This window comes from Glaciimonas immobilis (genome assembly GCF_011947285.1).
Classification (GTDB): Bacteria; Pseudomonadota; Gammaproteobacteria; order Burkholderiales; family Burkholderiaceae_D; genus Glaciimonas; species Glaciimonas immobilis.
In genome coordinates, this window is record NZ_JAAOZT010000001.1 from 362,209 (window position 1) to 379,440 (window position 17,232).

General features: G+C 51.0%; 16 protein-coding genes and 2 pseudogenes. 7 read left to right on the forward strand and 11 right to left on the reverse strand.

Annotated features, from left to right (window positions below):
• Positions 1-183 precede the first annotated feature (183 nt).
• Both HAV38_RS01600 and HAV38_RS01605 read left to right on the forward strand, forming a co-directional pair.
• On the forward strand, positions 184-855 hold the full coding sequence (locus HAV38_RS01600; protein ID WP_168051737.1) for a phosphatase PAP2 family protein: 672 nt from the start codon (positions 184-186) through the stop codon (positions 853-855).
• 76 nt (positions 856-931) lie between these two features.
• Entirely contained in the window at positions 932-1,084 is a 153-nt protein-coding gene (locus HAV38_RS01605) for a DUF3096 domain-containing protein (protein WP_168051739.1), read from the forward strand.
• Between the two features lie 138 nt (positions 1,085-1,222).
• Here HAV38_RS01605 and HAV38_RS01610 read toward each other — a convergent pair whose 3' ends face one another.
• From HAV38_RS01610 to HAV38_RS01630, 6 genes and pseudogenes are all read right to left on the reverse strand, one after another.
• The gene (locus tag HAV38_RS01610) at positions 1,223-2,095 is read right to left on the reverse strand and encodes a response regulator (protein ID WP_168051741.1); all 873 of its coding nucleotides are present in this window, start codon (positions 2,093-2,095) and stop codon (positions 1,223-1,225) included.
• Positions 2,096-2,240: 145 nt separating this feature from the next.
• Complete coding sequence (locus tag HAV38_RS01615; protein WP_168051743.1) at positions 2,241-2,687, reverse strand: Hpt domain-containing protein; 447 nt, start codon at positions 2,685-2,687, stop codon at positions 2,241-2,243.
• Positions 2,680-3,093 carry a response regulator gene (locus HAV38_RS01620; RefSeq protein ID WP_245182133.1) on the reverse strand — a complete coding sequence of 138 codons (414 nt, stop codon included), beginning with the start codon at positions 3,091-3,093 and terminating at the stop codon, positions 2,680-2,682. The genes HAV38_RS01615 and HAV38_RS01620 overlap by 8 nt, the downstream gene beginning before the upstream one ends.
• A 56-nt stretch (positions 3,094-3,149) precedes the next feature.
• Positions 3,150-4,670, reverse strand: coding sequence for an ATP-binding protein (locus tag HAV38_RS22210; protein ID WP_375791681.1), 1,521 nt, complete (start codon positions 4,668-4,670; stop codon positions 3,150-3,152).
• Positions 4,671-4,709: 39 nt separating this feature from the next.
• Positions 4,710-5,333 (reverse strand): annotated as a pseudogene (locus HAV38_RS22215) (cache domain-containing protein); the annotation flags it as partial.
• Positions 5,334-5,896: 563 nt separating this feature from the next.
• Positions 5,897-6,355, reverse strand: a complete 459-nt coding sequence (locus HAV38_RS01630) for a CHRD domain-containing protein (protein ID WP_168051747.1) — start codon at positions 6,353-6,355, stop codon at positions 5,897-5,899.
• Positions 6,356-6,873: 518 nt separating this feature from the next.
• On the opposite strand from HAV38_RS01630, the gene HAV38_RS01635 reads away from it, so the two are divergent.
• Positions 6,874-9,078 carry a TonB-dependent receptor gene (locus HAV38_RS01635; RefSeq protein ID WP_168051749.1) on the forward strand — a complete coding sequence of 735 codons (2,205 nt, stop codon included), beginning with the start codon at positions 6,874-6,876 and terminating at the stop codon, positions 9,076-9,078.
• Positions 9,079-9,096: 18 nt separating this feature from the next.
• Entirely contained in the window at positions 9,097-9,783 is a 687-nt protein-coding gene (locus HAV38_RS01640; protein WP_168051751.1) for a Fe2+-dependent dioxygenase, read from the forward strand.
• Between the two features lie 61 nt (positions 9,784-9,844).
• On the opposite strand, the gene HAV38_RS01645 is transcribed toward HAV38_RS01640, so the two are convergent.
• The 5 genes from HAV38_RS01645 to HAV38_RS01665 form a co-directional block, all read right to left on the reverse strand.
• Positions 9,845-10,744 (reverse strand): CopD family protein, encoded by a 900-nt coding sequence (locus HAV38_RS01645; protein WP_168051753.1) that lies wholly within the window; start codon positions 10,742-10,744, stop codon positions 9,845-9,847.
• Positions 10,744-11,145 (reverse strand): copper resistance CopC family protein, encoded by a 402-nt coding sequence (locus tag HAV38_RS01650; protein ID WP_168051755.1) that lies wholly within the window; start codon positions 11,143-11,145, stop codon positions 10,744-10,746. Before HAV38_RS01650 ends, HAV38_RS01645 begins: the two co-directional genes overlap by 1 nt.
• Before the next feature lie 9 nt (positions 11,146-11,154).
• Entirely contained in the window at positions 11,155-12,042 is an 888-nt protein-coding gene (locus HAV38_RS01655; RefSeq protein ID WP_245182134.1) for a hypothetical protein, read from the reverse strand.
• A gap of 232 nt (positions 12,043-12,274) precedes the next feature.
• The gene (locus tag HAV38_RS01660; RefSeq protein ID WP_168051757.1) at positions 12,275-12,793 is read right to left on the reverse strand and encodes a DUF2946 domain-containing protein; all 519 of its coding nucleotides are present in this window, start codon (positions 12,791-12,793) and stop codon (positions 12,275-12,277) included.
• 216 nt (positions 12,794-13,009) lie between these two features.
• Positions 13,010-13,798: a tyrosine-protein phosphatase gene (locus tag HAV38_RS01665; RefSeq protein ID WP_168051759.1), complete on the reverse strand. Its 789-nt coding sequence runs from the start codon at positions 13,796-13,798 to the stop codon at positions 13,010-13,012.
• Between the two features lie 101 nt (positions 13,799-13,899).
• On the opposite strand from HAV38_RS01665, the gene HAV38_RS01670 reads away from it, so the two are divergent.
• The 3 genes and pseudogenes from HAV38_RS01670 to HAV38_RS01680 all read left to right on the forward strand — a co-directional run bounded on the left by HAV38_RS01670 (position 13,900) and on the right by HAV38_RS01680 (position 16,979).
• Complete coding sequence (locus HAV38_RS01670; protein WP_168051761.1) at positions 13,900-14,145, forward strand: hypothetical protein; 246 nt, start codon at positions 13,900-13,902, stop codon at positions 14,143-14,145.
• Positions 14,146-14,283: 138 nt separating this feature from the next.
• Positions 14,284-15,531, forward strand: coding sequence for an SfnB family sulfur acquisition oxidoreductase (locus HAV38_RS01675; RefSeq protein ID WP_168051763.1), 1,248 nt, complete (start codon positions 14,284-14,286; stop codon positions 15,529-15,531).
• Positions 15,532-15,604: 73 nt separating this feature from the next.
• Positions 15,605-16,979 (forward strand): annotated as a pseudogene (locus HAV38_RS01680) (LLM class flavin-dependent oxidoreductase).
• Positions 16,980-17,232 lie beyond the last annotated feature (253 nt).

A 17,232-nucleotide genomic window follows, 5' to 3' on the forward strand; every position in this document is an offset into this window, starting at 1 on the left:
TCGCTAATTTGCGCTAATATATGGCGGTGCACCATTCGGTTGAGTAACAGGGACGTCGCCACGCGGCTTTTACCCTTTTTAAATAACTATCGCTGTCGCTTAAGTGCCCGTCCAAGAGAACAGGAACCCCCGTAAGCGACGATAGTTTCGAAAACTAGTTTTTTAGATTGGCCGTTGCAACTCATGAATTACTGGAATGATTTTACGCATTATGGTGGTAGCACAGTCATGCTTTCGGGCGCGATTGTGGTGACGCTCTGGCTGATTGCCGGACGGGCCTGGAAAATGGCGTTATGGTGGTGCGTATTGTTCGGCTCCGGCTTAACGCTGGTGCTCGTGACCAAACTCGCGTTCGTTGGCTGGGGTGTTGGGATACGGGCGCTAGACTTTACGGGTATCAGCGGTCATGCGATGCGGGCAATGGCGGTGATGCCTGTGATGCTTTATTTAGTCTTGCAAAAAGCGCCTAGACGATGGCGGATGGCGGGAGTATTGGTAGGTATTGGGTTTGGGATAATGATCGGTATTTCACGCCTGGTCGTGCATGCGCATTCAAATTCCGAAATGATATCGGGATGCATATTGGGTGCGATAGTCAGTATCGGCTTTATTGCCATTGCAGAGCGCTGTGCCCCGCCGACAGTAAATCGCTGGTTGATTGCTATAAGTCTGATGGCGGTGTTTAGCACCAGTTACGCTAAATCAGCGCCGACGCAACGCTGGTTGACCAGCATGGCATTATACGTCGCTGGTCACGAGAGGCCCTATATCCGGTCTACCTGGAAAATGGCTCCGCCCCGCGCCGCCTCATCCTCGGACCCTGCAGTCGACGAGCTCCTGCTGGAAGAAAATTAACGCATCAGAATGGTGTGACCGCGCTTAACGAAGTTGTTTTTGACCTTTCGCCTTCCCCTATTAACGAGAACGCACTATGAACATTCATATCACGATGGTACCGCTGGTTTCCTTGATTGCTGGCGTACTCATTCTAGTCATGCCGCGGTTGTTGAACTTTATCATCGCTATTTATTTGATCGTAATCGGTCTGGTTGGGCTCTTTGGTAGCCATCTGCATTTGGGCTGATGTCGATCCCCCTATATCGTTGTGACGAATCAAAATAGTTACCATCTGCTGCGCCACCGCGCTGCCGGGAATTAACGTAGGGGCGGGCATGGGGTGACAGAACGTCGCACTGCCGCGCACGTCCTGAGCGTGGGCTAATTACCTCCCGGTGACACTCTTAATACACTCATAAAGTGCCGGCCATTTAAACGGCTTGAAAATATAGCCATCGGCCTCGGCTTTAATGCCGCGCAAGACATATTCATCGGTAATCTGTGACGTGACCATGATGACCGGCGTTTGTTTTAAGGCTGGATGGCGACGGATGTAGTCCAAAACATGGAATCCGTCTTTCCCCGGTAGTCCCGGCAGCATCACATCAAGCAGCACCAAATCCGGTAGCGGACCAGAACCAGATGCCGCGAGTCCGTTGAGGGTAGTAATCGCGTCTACGACATTTTCAACGATCTGCACCGTATGGTTTTTATGTTGTAAAAGCGACTCCAGCAAGTGGCTCAACGATTCGTCGTCCTCTATCACCATAACGTTCATGCCGGTGCCGGCTATCAGATTCGCCGGACTGACTGAATTTGGGTCGCTCGGTTTTTGGCCGTAGGCATAGAAACCTTTTTTTTCGAGAATAGTTGCTCCTCTGCGCGCTTCAGCCCAGACCTGCACGCTCTCTTGCAGCGAAAGTTCCTTGACTTCAATGGTCGGCAGGGTATTCGTAGATTTCAGCATGCCATCCGGCGCGTATGCGCTGTTCTGCGACGTCCCCATTGCCAAGTCGCCGGGGCCGTCGAGATTGACGCTGGAAAAAACCCGTATTAATCCAAGTTTGAGCAATGACTCCAGCGTGATCGCCAATCTATTATTGGTCGCGGCGTCAAGCATCCCGGTCAGGTCGCTCACGCTGGAGGTGCCGTTGATCAACGTCAAAACCCGTGCGTCGTCACGCCCTATATTTTTAGCGCCAACTTTTAGCGCGTTCATGCCTCTGGAGGTCTTGCTGTAAATAGCCGAGTTATCCATTGCTTCTTAATTTCTCCGTATTTACCTGGTACTTTACTTGTTACTTCAACCGTTACGCTGGCATAATTTTGTCGCTTCAGTATTCTTTGGGCAATATAGCTGCGAACATACCTTATTCAGCAGACATTTTAAATTCATGCTGCGGTCAATTACGCTTTTCTATTGTAACAATCGACGCATGCACTTGAAGCTCTGACAAACCCATGCCGATTTCGCACAAAGCATCCTCGGACCAACTATTTTGATTGATATGCGACTTCAGTTTTTGCTCCAGTTTGCCTGCTTGCTTTCCTAACGCCTCTAGACCGAAAATACCGGCGCTGCCGCTTAACGAGTGCACCAGGCGCAGTAGCGTACTCGCGGCCTCGGCATTGGTTGATTGATCGCCAGCCTTTTTGCCACAATCGTCGCCGCAATTCAATTGACCTTTGCAATGCGCCAGCGCCATATGCATTTGGGCAATTTTGGCAGGCAGCTTGCCCATATACTCACGTCCGAGCGACGCCATTAAAACTGCTAACTCTGTGTCCTCATGGACGATGGGTTCGTTATTAACAGGGTTGATCCGGTTTGGTTCAAGCTTGTCAGGCATTATTTTTGCTCCACAATTCTTTGATTTTGTGCGCTAGTAACATGGGATCAAATGGCTTGGCGATCACGTCCAGCGCACCTAAAGATATGAGGTATGCGATTTCGTGCGGTTGCGCTTTTGCAGTCATGAAGATGGTAGGAGTGCTTGCGGTGGAAGTTAATGCGCGCAGTGCGGACAAGGTCGAGGGGCCATCCATTTCGGGCATCATGACATCAAGCAAAATCAGATCGGGCCGATTGCCACTGTTAATGGCAGCCAGCGCTTCTGGCCCGGAGCTGCAGATGGTTACCGCAAAGCCGCCGATGGATTGAAGTGCCAGGCTGGCGATACTTTGAATGTCGGTGTCGTCTTCGATATACAAGATCGAGCGGAGAGCGGCAGCGGTTTTTCTTGGCGGTAACATCATATGTTGGCCATCGGCACTTTACATTTTTGGGTACTTATTTTAGGGACACCATTTTACTAGACACTGAGTGCTGCTATTGAAGGAAGATCAATAAAAAATTTCGTAGGATGACCTGTTGCGCTAAAGAAATCTATCCGCCCCCCATGCTGCTCGACCAGATGTTTACTAATACTCAGGCCCAGACCTGTTCCGCCCTTTTTACGAGAATCAGCGGAATCACCCATCGCAAATTTTTGAAAAATACGCGGGCGGAATTCTTTTGAAATGCCGCTCCCATGATCGATAACAGAAATGCGCACCCAGTCTTTTCCTGCCTCTTTATGCTGGTCCAGTTGCAGCGTTACCGTGCCACCCGTTGGTGAGTATTTGATCGCATTCGAAAGGAGATTAATCAGTACCTGAATTAACCTGTCACGGTCGCCCGAAATTTGGACCGTGCGCTCGTGCGACGCGACACTCATGATCAACCGGACGTTAAATGTTGCCGCGTAGCCTTGTGTGGCCTCAACGGCTTGCTGGGCCAGCGACAGTAGCGGTTGATTGACCATCTCAAAGCGCATGTTGCCGGATTCTATCTTTTCAATATCCAGCACATCATTGATCAGCCGTACTAATCGTGCGCAATTTTTACTCGCGATTTCAAGCAAACTTTTGGCTTGCGCGGGTAGCTCGCCTGCCACGCCGCCTACCAGCAATCCGATAGAGCCACGGATGGACGTCAGTGGTGTGCGCAACTCATGTGAGACCGTTGAAATGAAATCATTTTTCATGCGCTCAATTTGTTTTCTGTCTGAAATATCATGCAAAAAAGCACTAAAAAAATAGTTGTCCCTATCGTCCACCAGGCTGATGGTGATTTCCACCGGGAACTCGTTATTTTCACGATCCAGAACAAGGCGCTCCATGCGGTGATTGAGGAATTTCATCGCGTTCGTATTGCCGGTATCGGTCGCGGTGCGAGATCGGTCTGCGCTGCGGGCCTGATAAACCTGGGCGATGGTTTTGTCGATAATAGCCTGAAATCTCAGCGGGACGATCGTGCGCGACATTTGTTTCCCTAGAACCTCCTGTCGCGTCCAGCCGAACATTTTTTCCGCCTGAGTGTTCCAGTCGCTAAAATTGCCGCGTGAGTCCACGCCCACAAAAGCGGCTTGCGCGCTCTCAAGAATACTTTGAATACGATTTTCGCTAACTGTAACCTTGGTCAGCGCCTCGCCCAGCTCGGCGGTACGAAGTTCAACCCGTTTCTCTAAAGTAAGATTTAGTTCTTTTAGCGCCGATTCTTTTTTGAATAAATTGCCAACCAGGGCATTGAGCGATGCGGTCAAGGCCTGCACCTCGAAATAGTTGCTGTTGCTTGACGGCGCCGGAATATTTACGATCTCGCCGTTCTGTATTCTTTGTGCGGATTTGGCGAGCGCGCGCAACGGCAAAATAATATTTCGCGCCACAATCAAACCGACTAGCGAAAATAGTATGGCCGCGGCTGCTCCCGACCAGAGCACCTTTAGCTGAATTTTTTTAAGCGGCAAAAGCGCGGCGGTTTCACTTTGCCTGACTAATATTGTCCAGCCCATGCCGGGATAAGATTGATATCCCGTGCTGCGGCTAAAACCCACCAGATAACGCTGGTTATCTGGCCAGGTTTCAACGGTATATCCTGCCGCGGATTTTTGCGCCAGTTTCAGGCTGGGCAGGTTGATCGTTTTTCCTTCTAATTCCGCTGGACCGAGCAAAACCTTACCGTCTTTATTGACGATGACCGAATCGATATTACTTTGATCGCGCGCCGTAAACATTGATCGCTTAATGTCATCGGCCCAGTGCCAGGATAAATGCGCAGCCAGTACGCCTGCGGTTTTGCCCGCTTTATCCAGATACGGAAACGCAATATCAATAATACGCACCGGTTCGTTGATGGGGTATTTATCTGCAGGCAAAAGCTTGGCCAATAATGTGGCCTCATGTACGTCGCCCAGATTGATCCCGCTTAGCGCATTGTTAAACCACGGTAGTCGGGAAGCATCCATACCCTCCAGTAAACCGTGTGCCGCGACAATGACTTTACCGTTAGCATCTGTCATCCCGATCCAGGCATAGTAGGGATAGGTGGTCTGGAGCGTCTCCAATTGTCGGCGACGTTGCACACGATTGTCGTGCAAATTGTCAGATATTGTGACCATATCTTCACGGTTAGCCATCAGGCGTACTTCGCGATAACGTTCGAACAGACCGCGATCAAAGGCGTCCGAAGTTTGCGTTGCCCGTTCTGCCAGACCGTTGCCGATGCGCGTTTCGACAGAGTTAGTGGCGGCAATTTCAATCACCTCCACCAATATGCAGGTCAGTAAAAGTGATAGCGCGGAAAATGTTAATGCGAGGTAGAGGCCCACCCCACGCATTGAAAGGTATTTTTTTAATTTCAGTGGAATGAATGGCATAACATCGTCGTATGAATGAAATGATCGCTATTTTTGGCGTTGTTGTGCGGTCTTGTTACGCGAGTTGGGGTTGGGCAGTTAGTTGTCGCGATCCTGCAAAAGTCAGGATGCTCTTTTATGTTAAGTAATAATTGAAAGTTTAACCTTTGATGAAGGCCGCATCGTCCAGGTTCATTTTGTCAATTTTGCTTTCAAAAAGAGTCGAAAAAAGCGACGCCGATCTCTATAAAAGTTGCTCGGCGTCGCTTGACGTTTCAGCGCAATGCATTCAACCACTTAAAAATATCTTACTTGAGTACGCTGCTTTAATACACTATTTTAATCCAGCAATTCAGCTTACGAATTTATCGGATGGTGCGTCATTAATGCGTCAACTGGGTACGAATTTCGCCGCCCGGATTGGCAGCGCTATGCACGTTGACATATAAATTGCCTGCCATGTAACTCGCGTACTGACTGTCGGTCAACATCGCACCAGCTGGCACGGACCACATATTGTCTGCGGTCTTGCTTAACGGCACTATCACTGGACCATTTGTGCCTGCCGCGCCTTCATGGATGTGTGCTGCCTTGCCATCGACGCCGGTAGTCGTGACCTTACCGCTGACCGATTTATCGGCTCCTACCGTGATCGCCGCAACGCCGCTTGCCTGCGAGGTATTCGGCGGCACTTCATGCGCCCCATCAAGCTTGGGTTGCATGCTATGGCCCATCATTCCCATTGGATCACTTGCTGTGGTGGAACAGCCTGTTATCGCAGCAGTGGCAAACAACAGTGAAGCTAGCAAACGGGGTCTTGCGGCTTTTTGAAAGTTGAACATCGTGATTTCCTTTGCGGTTATTGAGCGATGTGAAAAAAATGCGTCCTCGAGATACTTCTGGATGTTGCTGTAAAACAACTAATAATGCAGTTTAGCGGGCGTTCGAAAAAAGGCGATGTGTTTGATGGTTTCTGCCTCTTTGTAACCCCTCTTTCCAATCAGGGACTGTGCCCAGCAAGTGCAGAGATTACTTCCCCGGCGTTAGTGATGAGCGTTATGTATGTTGCCATAAGCATTATGCGTCCGAAAAAAATAAAATTTGGTTCTATTTTTAATTTGACAATGCGAATCATTCGTATTAAATTTCAGGCTTGTTTAGATTATGCAATATTCAAATATTGTTCTGGAGTAAATTTTACTTCAGCGCATCTTTATTGACATTACCGATTCATTATTTTATTGCTTTGTAATCTTAGTCAGCCAACTGGGTTTTGATCCGGCCAGCCAGCCAATTGTTCACGCTCATACCCATTGCCCGGCCCTCTCGGGTGCTTACTGACTTACCAAGGAATTATGTAATGAACCGACGTCTCACGCCATTGGCCGCTGCTTTGCTGGCAGCCTTTGCTGCGCCTGTAGCGATGCAGCAAACTGCTTCCGCCCAAACCATACAAATAGCACAAGACTCTTCAACCGCGCCAATCGATGCTGCCCTGCCGGAAGTCACGGTCAAGAGTGTGAAAGATAAATCTGACTATAATCCAGGCACCAGCACCGTCGGTGGCAAGGTTGCGACGCCGATTCGGGATATTCCTCAGTCTGTGAACGTCATTAACCGTGCGGTTTTGGAGGCGCAAGGCGCAGCGTCATTGCAAGAAGCATTGCGCAATGTGCCGGGCATTACCATCGGCGGTGCGGAAGGCGGTCAGATCGGTAACAACTTTAATTTGCGAGGTTTCAGTGCGCGCACTGATATGTATGTGGACGGTTCACGCGATCGCGGCCAGTATTATCGCGATACATATTATCTGGAATCGGTTGAAGTCTTAAAAGGCCCATCATCAATGCTGTTTGGGCGTGGTTCCACCGGTGGCGTCATTAACCAGGTGAGTAAAGCGCCGTTTTTAGCCAATGCCAATCAAGTCTCACTGAGCGCAGACACCAATGGCGGCGTGCGATCGACAGGCGACTTTAATCGCCAGTTGTCGGACACTTCTGCGTTCCGTATCGAGATGATGGGGCAAGAGGCAAAAACCAATCGCGACCAGATGCGCAACACCGATTTTGGCGTGGCCCCATCGCTGCGATTCGGAATCGGTACGCCGACTGAAGTTACGTTGTCGGCGTTGATTTCGCACAACAACGACATGCCGGACTATGGTTTGCCACCGCTTAACCATCAGGCAGCGCCCGTCAATCGTAATACGTTTTACGGCCTCAATGATGATCGCACCATTCAGGATGTGGCGATTGTCAGCGCGCGCGTTGAGCATAAAATCAATGCCAATATAACTTTGCGCAATCAGACGCAATATAGCGATTACACAACAAACGCGCGGGAGACCGCTGCAAACAATGTCGGCACGATGAATAACGGTAAATTCACGGTATTGCCTACTGGCGCGGCCGGTAACACAACCACAGTACCGTTAGATCAACTGTATGTAAAACTGGCTAGTCATGACCGGAATATTCATGATCAGTCGCTCGATAACCAAACCGATTTGATCGCCAGGTTCGATACCGGGTCGATCAAGCACACATTGATTGTCGGGACGGAAATCAGTCACGACGAATACGACAACGCAGGCTATACGCGCAACAATTTACCTATCGTGGCCCTAGTAAATCCAGTCTACCAGTCGCAGCCAGCGAACGTCACGACGACCACCGGCAATCGCGTCAAGTCCAGCGCTAATGCATTAGCGGCGTACATCAACGACACGGTTGCATTGAACAAGGAATGGAAATTGGTGGGCGGTTTGCGTTGGGATCGCTATCAGGCTGAATTGAACAATAGCATCGCCTCCGGCACGCCAGCGCTGACGCGCGCCGATCAAACCGTTAATTTCACTAGTGTCCGCGCCGGTGTAATTTATCAACCGACTGATGCGCAATCTTACTATGCGTCATACGGCACATCGTTTAACCCGTCGCTTGAGCAATTAACTGTCACCTCGGGCCAGCAAGCTATCGCGCCAGAGACCAATAAATCCTACGAAGTCGGGGCAAAATGGGATCTGTTCAATGGCGATCTCTCCCTCACTTCGGCAATCTTCGATATTGAGAAAACCAACGCGCGCTCATTGATAACGACAGGCGTATATCAACTCGATGGCGATGTCCGCGTGACCGGATTTGAATTCGGCGCAACCGGTCACATCACACCGCAATGGCAAGTGATCGGTGGTTACACACATCTGAATCCGACCGTCGTTCACGCGTCCGCAGCAGATGGCACACAAGGCAAAACACTGGCCAATACACCACGTGACAATATGACTTTGTGGACCACCTACAACCTCAGCAAACAGTGGGAAGTCGGCGGCGGTATGTTGTACATGTCCAGCCGTTTTGCGAGCAACACCAATGTGGTGTCTGCTGGCGGTTATACACGCTGGGACGCGACTGTCGCTTTCCATCAACCGAAGTATGATTTACGGCTGAACGTACTTAATCTGTTCGATAAACATTATATCGACGCATTGATTCCTTCCGATGGCGGTCGCTCGGTTCCCGGTATTGGAGTTACCCTGCTGGCAAGTGTGAACTATCGTTTCTAATCTAAAGGTGAGCGATTCATGTTGTTAGAAATCCCCGAAGTATTGAACGCGGAGCAACTGCTGTTAGTCCGTGAAAAACTCAACGCCGCGGGCGACGCATGGGTCGATGGTCGCGCCACAGCCGGTCATCAGGGCACCCACGTCAAACGCAATCTGCAAATCAATGAGCATGCGCCGATTGCGATTGAACTGGGGGACCTGATACTGGCCCAATTGGAGCGCCATCCGCTGTTTATCAGCGCTACGTTACCCAATCACGTTTATCCGCCAATGTTCAATCTATACCAGGGCGGAATGGCATTCGGTAGTCACGTTGATGGCGCAATAAGATTAATCCCCGGAAGCCGGGCCAAGATACGTACGGACCTGTCGGTCACATTATTTCTTAGCGAGCCGGAGACCTACGATGGCGGTGAATTGCTGATTGAGGACACTTACGGTGTGCAATCCGTCAAGCTCGCAGCCGGTAACATGATTGTCTATCCGGCGACCAGTCTGCATCAGGTCAAGCCGGTAACAAGTGGTGCGCGTCTGGCCGCATTTTTTTGGGTGCAGAGTTTGATTCGGGATGATGCACAGCGCACGTTATTGTTTGATCTGGACAGCGCCATCCAGCGCCTTAATCAAGCTGCCGCCGATCCGCAAGCATTAATTCAACTGACTGGTAGTTATCATAATTTATTACGCATGTGGACCGATATTTAAGCATCGGATTTAATCCGAAACAGGCGGACGATTACATTGTTGGATTACGCCGTTGTCATGTCTACTGTGCGGGCATTGTTGTGCCTAATTTCGCGGCAAGCGCCACGACGATCAACAATACGAATAATTCGGCGATCAGGATGCGCCTGAACCCTGCGGCACCATTCACCTGATCGTGCGCAGATTGATCTAATTGCGCCAACCAATACCAACGATTACGCAATCCAAGTCCCGCAGCAATCGCTACCGCGCACAGTTTCGCCAAAAGTATCCACGTATACTCAGCGATCCAGATATTGGCGGCTGGTCCTAGCGTGCGGGCCACATTGTATAAACCGCTCGCGACAACCACCGCCAACGCCACCGTCGCTACTTCAGAGAGACGCTGTGCCAGTGCGTTACGTTGAGGCGCGCTCCATTTGGACCATGCTGGGGTAAGCAAAACACAGACCAGAATCGATCCTAGCCATACTGAAGCGCCCAGTATATGCGCCATGTGAATCAGCACCGAAAAACTAAAAAATCCCTGATCCGCCGCGTGCCCGGTGGCAGCGCGTGCCAGCGCAAAGCCCACCATGCCAAGGATGAACAATGGACTCCGCAGGGGCAATGGGACAACGACGGTACCGAGCAGCATGGCTATCCATGCTGCTAAACTGAGCCAGAGCATCGTACCAAAGTGGGACTTGGTGAGGACCAGCCACAGCGCGGCAGGAAACGCCATCAACGCCGTGTCCGTCATCGCAACCGTGCTGACGCACCCATACGCCGCCAGTCCAATGCCTAACAGCCAGCAAGCCCAATAGGTAAGGCGGCGCAATGCTGCAGAAGCCGTCGCCGCTGATATCAGCGCTGATCCCTTAGAGGGGGACAGCGCAGCAACGCCCATCGCCAAGGACAGCGCGATGATCATTACCGCTGCAAATAGCGGTTGCAGCAATTCAGCGGCGCTCAGCGCCATCACTTTACCGTGAACGTATAACCGCCCTGAGTACGATGACCATCGGCGGCCACTGCGACCCATTTCACCAGATAAATACCCGTTGGCAGCACGGGTAATGGCACACGCATCGTCTTGTGCGTTGTCGCGTCGATGACTGCCTTGGCACTATTGACCTGCTTGCCGTGGGCATCACTGACAATCAGACTACTAAAGGTCGGTTCAAGCGCGTCATCGTAGGTTATACGCACCTCTTGCGGTGCACTGATAGCCGCCCCCGCGAGTGGGGATTGCGATTCGGGATGCGCATGCGCGTAAGCCTGACCGATGCTGGCCACGCACAGTACGCTGAGCGCTAATAGATGAGACAACGGATGGGACAACGCAGGAAGCAACACACGAGAAGAAGAAAGTTTTAACATGATAGGCCTTTAAAAAACGGGTTTTCCGATTAATTGCGAAAAAATATCGTCGAAGAAAAAATGTGTCTGGACCAATACCCCAACCCCGTTACCGCTCGCGCGGTTGGCCGGAATTTGTGCTTCTACGCCAATCTGACCCCGCCGCGACTCCCAGATAACGCCGGGATTGATGGTGCCCGTCGTGCGCCCGGAACAATTGCCGCTGGTACAGGTGCTCATGGCAAGCTCCACCACCGGAATCATGTTGGAAAACGGTGCAGGCAGACCAATGTTTTTGACCGAGTATTGTAAGTACGGCAGGCTGTATTGCAGCGTCACGCCCCAGTTCAGCGCATTGGGCACACTGCGATTGGTCGCATATTGTTGACCGATGGTGCCAGTGATGGCAAAAGGCTTGAGCCAGCGTAACGCCTCCGGCAGATCGCCAAAACCTTTGCCCGCATAGATGGTCGGCGTGTAAGCGGAGTAACTGGTGCCGATAGCCTTGCTTCCGGTGCCGCCAATGTTGCTATCGACGCCAATCGATAGCATGAATTCGTGCACTGGATTGACATAGGCGAGGTACTTGATTCCCAGCTTAAAATTGTCCATGCCTTTGACGGTAGGGTTACCGGATACATGTTGTGTGGCGTAATTGTCGCCAACACTAATCGCGAGATTAGAAGTGATGGTTTTGGCATAGTTGAGCGACAGGCTATTGTTGGTAGCCAGGTCGCCGTCGTCATTGGGCAACCGGATGTGTCCAAACTGAAAATTCAGCTCATCGCCTACGCCGGGATCATCGACCGCCAACGTCACGGGAAATGTGCGGTCACCTGCTATGGCATGGGTGTGACCAAGCGGTGCCATGCTTGCCATAGCAACGCCAAAAGCCGCACGAATAATTGCGTTTCGCATTATGTTGAATTCCATCGAGAAAGTGTAAAGAGGCAAGCCGCCGCATGCAACCTCATACGCGGCATGGTTTGTCCAGGAATCCGTTTACGCTCTGCAACGAGCGGGCATTAGTTGTTAATAGACGGCGCGTAGAAACCGGCGGGGTCTGAAGACCATGAAGGTTTTGCGCACCGTTAGTATCAACTCAAGCCCGCAGCAAGATCGTGAACGGATTAAAAAAACGAGAACGGTATTAGCGCGAGGGTGGCGGCTGGGGACGGCTGGCAGCGGCAACGGTATGAGGGCGGAACGCTGCACCGAAGGTGGCGATGAACGTGTGGTGAAACTGCGCAATGGCGGCGAGTTGCGGCAGCGTAGTGACTAAAAAAGGGGAGTGGGCGAACAGACTGCAATAGCCGCATGCCTCCTGATTATCTTGGTCATAGTGACCAGCGTTACCATGGTGACCGTAGTGACCGTAGTGACCGTAGTGACCAGCGTGACTGCCTTGGCCCCGTTGGCCTTGTTGCGCATGCTGGTACTGCGTCGACGATACAGAATGCGCTGCGACTGTATGGACCGGCATATTCGCCATAGGACCAGCCGCCATAGCACCAATATCGGTTTTATCAGTTGTGCCGCCTGTCGCACCGTCGTCCTCGGCGGAACGCATACCGGGATGAATCGTACAAAGCAACGTTGCCTCAATGCTCTCAAAGCGGTTGGGAAAGGCAATGGCGAATCTTTTGGCGGATAGGGTTTGCGAGATCATAGGCGCGAACCCACACATCAGGATCACGAGAATCCCAATCCATGCGCCGTATTGCATTCGCCGTAAGTCGACCATACTTAATGCAGTCACCGTTGAAAAGATAACGTGATTATCACATACGAGAAGCCCGAATGGGCTGTTATGCGGATCAAAGTAACGCCGGTATTTTACGGCGGGTAATGGTAGCCTCGCTACATCTGCACGACAACCGAGGCCTTAAAGCGCGGTGACAGACTCCAGATAATTCTCCCGGATGCGCGCAACGTCTACACCCAAAATTTGCGCCAGGTAATTTTGCATACCGCCATGGTCGTCATCGATCACCTGTTGCGCAGCCTCCAGATAGGCCGCCTCCACCAGCAGCAATGGCGTGATTACCTCAGCCGATAACCCAAGCGTTTTAACTTGCTCATGCAGGTGAGCGCTTCCCGCTTCGGTGTCGAGATTGGAGGCCAGATAATCCGCAATAATCGTCTCCGGGGCAACGCCAAGCGCTGACAGTAGCAACAGACTGGCAAATCCGGTCCTGTCTTTACCTGCCGTGCAATGAAAAAGGATATTGTGATTTTGCTCCGCTAACTGTAAAAACCGTCGGTACTGGCCTTGATAGCGCAGCGGGAATTCGCGATAGAACGCGAGCATGAATTGTCGGCCCTGTTCCGCTGTGCCATTTTGAAGCGCAGATAGTACAGATAACTGCGCCAGATTTTCGACCATGATCGGATCTGCAATCCAGTTGAATATCGCCCCGAAAGGTGCTTCAGCGGCCTTCTTTTCGCCATCGGTGCGGAAATCGATGACCACATTCAAATTGAAATTCTGCAACCGTGCGATGTCGTCGGCGGTAGCAAGTCCGGGATTGGCGCTACGCAGCAGACGCCCGGTTTGTATCCGTCGCCCATCTGAGGTCAGATGGCCGCCCAGATCGCGAAAATTTTGCACCTGCTTAAATAAACGATGCGAGTTTGGTAATGGCTGGCTAGCGCTTTCGGTTGTGGCGGGCATTATCGGGTGTGCGGGCAAAAGACCTCCGGAGGTAAAAAGTGGGATAGTGTGCCGGATTGTTGGATCCTGTTAGATGCGCATTAGACGCTTTATTGGCGACCATGCAGCCACAACAAAATCATGCAAGGCATCAAATTATGCAGCGCATGCAGCGTATGAAAAACGTTAGTTTACTTCAAACCGACTTCCTTCCCGGATTTTCGCTCTTAAAGCAAATTTTTTTGCAGCATGTACATGCTGATTTCGTACTTGTAAATACGAAATTCTTTGTTTTGAAAACGCCTGCTTTTTGGTTTAATGGATCAACGTTTTGTATTGCCAATGTTTTTGCATCTGCCGGTAAATAGCAATACGTAGATTTTTCAGAGGTTATTCATGTCAGCAGTTACGCGTCAATGCTATTGCGCTACAGCGTCACGCATGGAGCTGACCTTTGCCTGGTGGGTCAACGGCTCACCGATTAACTGATTTTGAATAGGATCACCATGCCCAACAGTGCCGCGGTATCTGCCAGCAACTTCGCAACCAATATTGATAAAAGACTGCCTCAGCGCATTGTTGCCAGAATACGTAATGACGGGGATGCTTTGGTAGCCGCACATAAACTCGCCCTCGATTTTTCGGTTGAGGCCGCTTTGCGTGACCAACAAAGAAGGTTGCCATGGGATGAGCTGGAGCGTTACGTCAGCTCCGGATTGTGGGCCATTTCTGTGCCGCAAGAGTACGGTGGCGCTGGTGTTTCAAACGTCACGTTGGCAGAAGTGATTGCTATCATTTCCAGTGCTGATGGCTCGTTAGGGCAAATACCGCAGAACCATTTTTATGCCATTGAGCTTCTGCGTATCAACGGTACTGCATCGCAAAAGAAGTTTTTCTTTGAGCGGGTACTACAAGGCGACCGCTTTGGCAATGCACTGGCCGAGATCGGTACGCGCACCTCGCAAGAACGCAAAACGCAATTGATTGCGGATGGTAAAAGCTTTCGGATCAACGGTCGTAAATTCTATGCGACAGGTACACTTTATGCCGAATGGATTCCGACATCGGTCATCGATCACGCGGGGGTTCAGCATTTAGCATTTGTACCTAAAAGTGCCGACGGCTTGACGATTATTGACGACTGGTCCGGTTTCGGCCAACGCACAACGGGTAGCGGTTCGGTGGTGCTGGACAACGTCGCCGTGGATGCCAACCACATCGTTCCATTCCAGGCAGCGTTTGAGACGCCTACGCATGCAGGACCCTTTGCCCAATTACTCCATGCCGCCATTGATTTGGGTTTGGCGCGCGCAGCCCTGACCGATGTGATCGGATTCGTTCGCAGCAGGTCCCGGCCTTGGGTAGACAGCGGCGTCGAGCGCGCTTCTGAGGATCCCCTCACCATCCATGAAATCGGCAACCTGACCATTCAGTTACATGGAGCAGAGGCGCTGGTCGAACGTGCCGGTCGCTGGGTAGATCAAGCTGCGGCGCATCCAGACGAGGAGAGCGTTGCCGCAGCGTCGATAGCAGTGGCAGAAGCGCGGGTGTTGACCACGGACATTGCGTTGCTGGCCGGTAGTAAATTGTTTGAACTGGCAGGCGCGCAATCAACCTTGGCAGAACACAATCTTGATCGTCATTGGCGTAACGCACGCACCCATACGCTGCATGATCCGGTGCGCTGGAAATATTTTGCGGTCGGCAATTACTATCTCAACGGGAAAAAGCCGCCGCGTCATGGCGCAATTTAGTACCGCAGCGTCTTATTTTAGATTTATTTACATCCTAAATATTGCAGTGAAGCGCTCACTGCATTGAACCAAAATGTCTAAAAAGAAAATACTTCTCAACGCATTCAGCATGGACTGCGTGAATCATATCAACCATGGATTATGGACGCATCCGCGCGATCAATCCGAGCGTTACAACGATATCGCGTACTGGACCGACCTCGCCAAATTATTGGAACGCGGCAAGTTCGATGGCTTGTTTTTGGCCGACATCGTGGGCGTGTACGACGTTTATCAACAATCCGTCGATCTCACCTTGCGGGAGTCCATTCAACTGCCGGTTAACGATCCAATGATGCTCATTTCGGCGATGGCACATGCCACGACTCATTTGAGCTTTGGTGTCACCGTCAATTTAAGCTACGAAGAGCCGTTTCTGTTTGCACGAAAAATGTCGACACTGGATCATCTGACCAAAGGGCGGATGGGCTGGAACGTAGTAACCGGTTACCTGGAAAGCGCAGCAAAAGCGATGGGACTTACAACCCAACTCGCCCATAATCAGCGCTATGACCGGGCAGATGAGTTTATGGAAGTTGTCTACAAATTGTGGGAAGGTAGTTGGGATGAAGGCGCTGCGCGACCGCCAACGCCGTATTTATGCGCAACCCGATCAGGTGCACAAAATAGATCACCATGGTGACTACTATCGGGTCGAAGCCATCCATTTGAGCGAACCATCCTTGCAGCGCACGCCGGTTATATATCAAGCCGGTTCCTCAGGTCGCGGTCAGACTTTTGCCGGTCGTCATGCAGAATGCATTTTCATTTCCAGTCAGAGTAAGGACGCGGCTCGCAAACTGGTACCAGAGGCTCGGAAGGCTGCGACAGATCAGGGTCGCACCGCCGCCGGCGTAAAGGTTTTCAGGGGATTGACCGTAGTGGTCGCGCGAACCGAATCAGAAGCGTGGGACTTGTTTAACGAATACGTGCTCTATGCCAGCCCGGAAGCCGGTCTGGCGCATTTTTCCAGTGGTACCGGGATTGATTTTTCCGGTTACGGAATGGATGAACCAATACGCGCTGTAAAAAATAATGCAATTGAATCGTTAGTGAAGACAATCACCAATCCGGAGTTGGAGTGGACCAAGCGCAAACTGTTAAATCAACTGGCGTTGGGCGGACGCTATGCCACGGTAGTTGGCTCACCCTCGGAAGTCGCCGATGCGATGGAAGAATGGGTGCGTGAAACTGATATTGACGGATTTAACCTCACCAGGACGGTCAGTCCGGAAAGCTTTGAAGCATTTGTTGATCTGGTGATACCCGAGTTGCAGCAGCGCGGTATCTACAAAACAGCGTACGCAGAAGGTACGTTGCGCGAGAAAATTTTTGGCAATGGGAATGCACATTTGTCTGCGGAACATATCGGTCGTAGTTTTCGGTCGCACGCGCACGCTGCAGTGTAATTGTGTAATAAGGCGGCCCTTGAAAACCGGGATATTGAAGCGCTCGAAGTTATAAGTAAGTAGAGAAATTCACCTTTCACCTAATCCTATATGTCTTACATGTGACCTATGTTTGCATGTTCTCGCAATTAACGGGAGAACAATGGACAAAGGTCGCCACCCAATTTTGTTTAAGTTGGCTTTTATTTAAGGAGAAAGTTATGTTTCGTCGGTTTGGGTTGGATAACCGATGACAGGCACTTTACGTCTCATT

Excerpts from the sequence above, each read along its gene's own strand:
- HAV38_RS01600 (WP_168051737.1), top strand. The coding sequence starts at position 184 with ATGAATTACTGGAATGATTTTACGCATTATGGTGGTAGCACAGTCATG.
- HAV38_RS01605 (WP_168051739.1), top strand. The coding sequence starts at position 932 with ATGAACATTCATATCACGATGGTACCGCTGGTTTCCTTGATTGCTGGC.
- HAV38_RS01610 (WP_168051741.1), bottom strand. The coding sequence starts at position 2,095 with ATGGATAACTCGGCTATTTACAGCAAGACCTCCAGAGGCATGAACGCG.
- HAV38_RS01615 (WP_168051743.1), bottom strand. The coding sequence starts at position 2,687 with ATGCCTGACAAGCTTGAACCAAACCGGATCAACCCTGTTAATAACGAA.
- HAV38_RS01620 (WP_245182133.1), bottom strand. The coding sequence starts at position 3,093 with ATGATGTTACCGCCAAGAAAAACCGCTGCCGCTCTCCGCTCGATCTTG.
- HAV38_RS22210 (WP_375791681.1), bottom strand. The coding sequence starts at position 4,670 with ATGGGCTGGACAATATTAGTCAGGCAAAGTGAAACCGCCGCGCTTTTG.
- HAV38_RS01630 (WP_168051747.1), bottom strand. The coding sequence starts at position 6,355 with ATGTTCAACTTTCAAAAAGCCGCAAGACCCCGTTTGCTAGCTTCACTG.
- HAV38_RS01635 (WP_168051749.1), top strand. The coding sequence starts at position 6,874 with ATGAACCGACGTCTCACGCCATTGGCCGCTGCTTTGCTGGCAGCCTTT.
- HAV38_RS01640 (WP_168051751.1), top strand. The coding sequence starts at position 9,097 with ATGTTGTTAGAAATCCCCGAAGTATTGAACGCGGAGCAACTGCTGTTA.
- HAV38_RS01645 (WP_168051753.1), bottom strand. The coding sequence starts at position 10,744 with ATGGCGCTGAGCGCCGCTGAATTGCTGCAACCGCTATTTGCAGCGGTA.
- HAV38_RS01650 (WP_168051755.1), bottom strand. The coding sequence starts at position 11,145 with ATGTTAAAACTTTCTTCTTCTCGTGTGTTGCTTCCTGCGTTGTCCCAT.
- HAV38_RS01655 (WP_245182134.1), bottom strand. The coding sequence starts at position 12,042 with ATGCGAAACGCAATTATTCGTGCGGCTTTTGGCGTTGCTATGGCAAGC.
- HAV38_RS01660 (WP_168051757.1), bottom strand. The coding sequence starts at position 12,793 with ATGATCTCGCAAACCCTATCCGCCAAAAGATTCGCCATTGCCTTTCCC.
- HAV38_RS01665 (WP_168051759.1), bottom strand. The coding sequence starts at position 13,798 with ATGCCCGCCACAACCGAAAGCGCTAGCCAGCCATTACCAAACTCGCAT.
- HAV38_RS01670 (WP_168051761.1), top strand. The coding sequence starts at position 13,900 with ATGCAGCCACAACAAAATCATGCAAGGCATCAAATTATGCAGCGCATG.
- HAV38_RS01675 (WP_168051763.1), top strand. The coding sequence starts at position 14,284 with ATGCCCAACAGTGCCGCGGTATCTGCCAGCAACTTCGCAACCAATATT.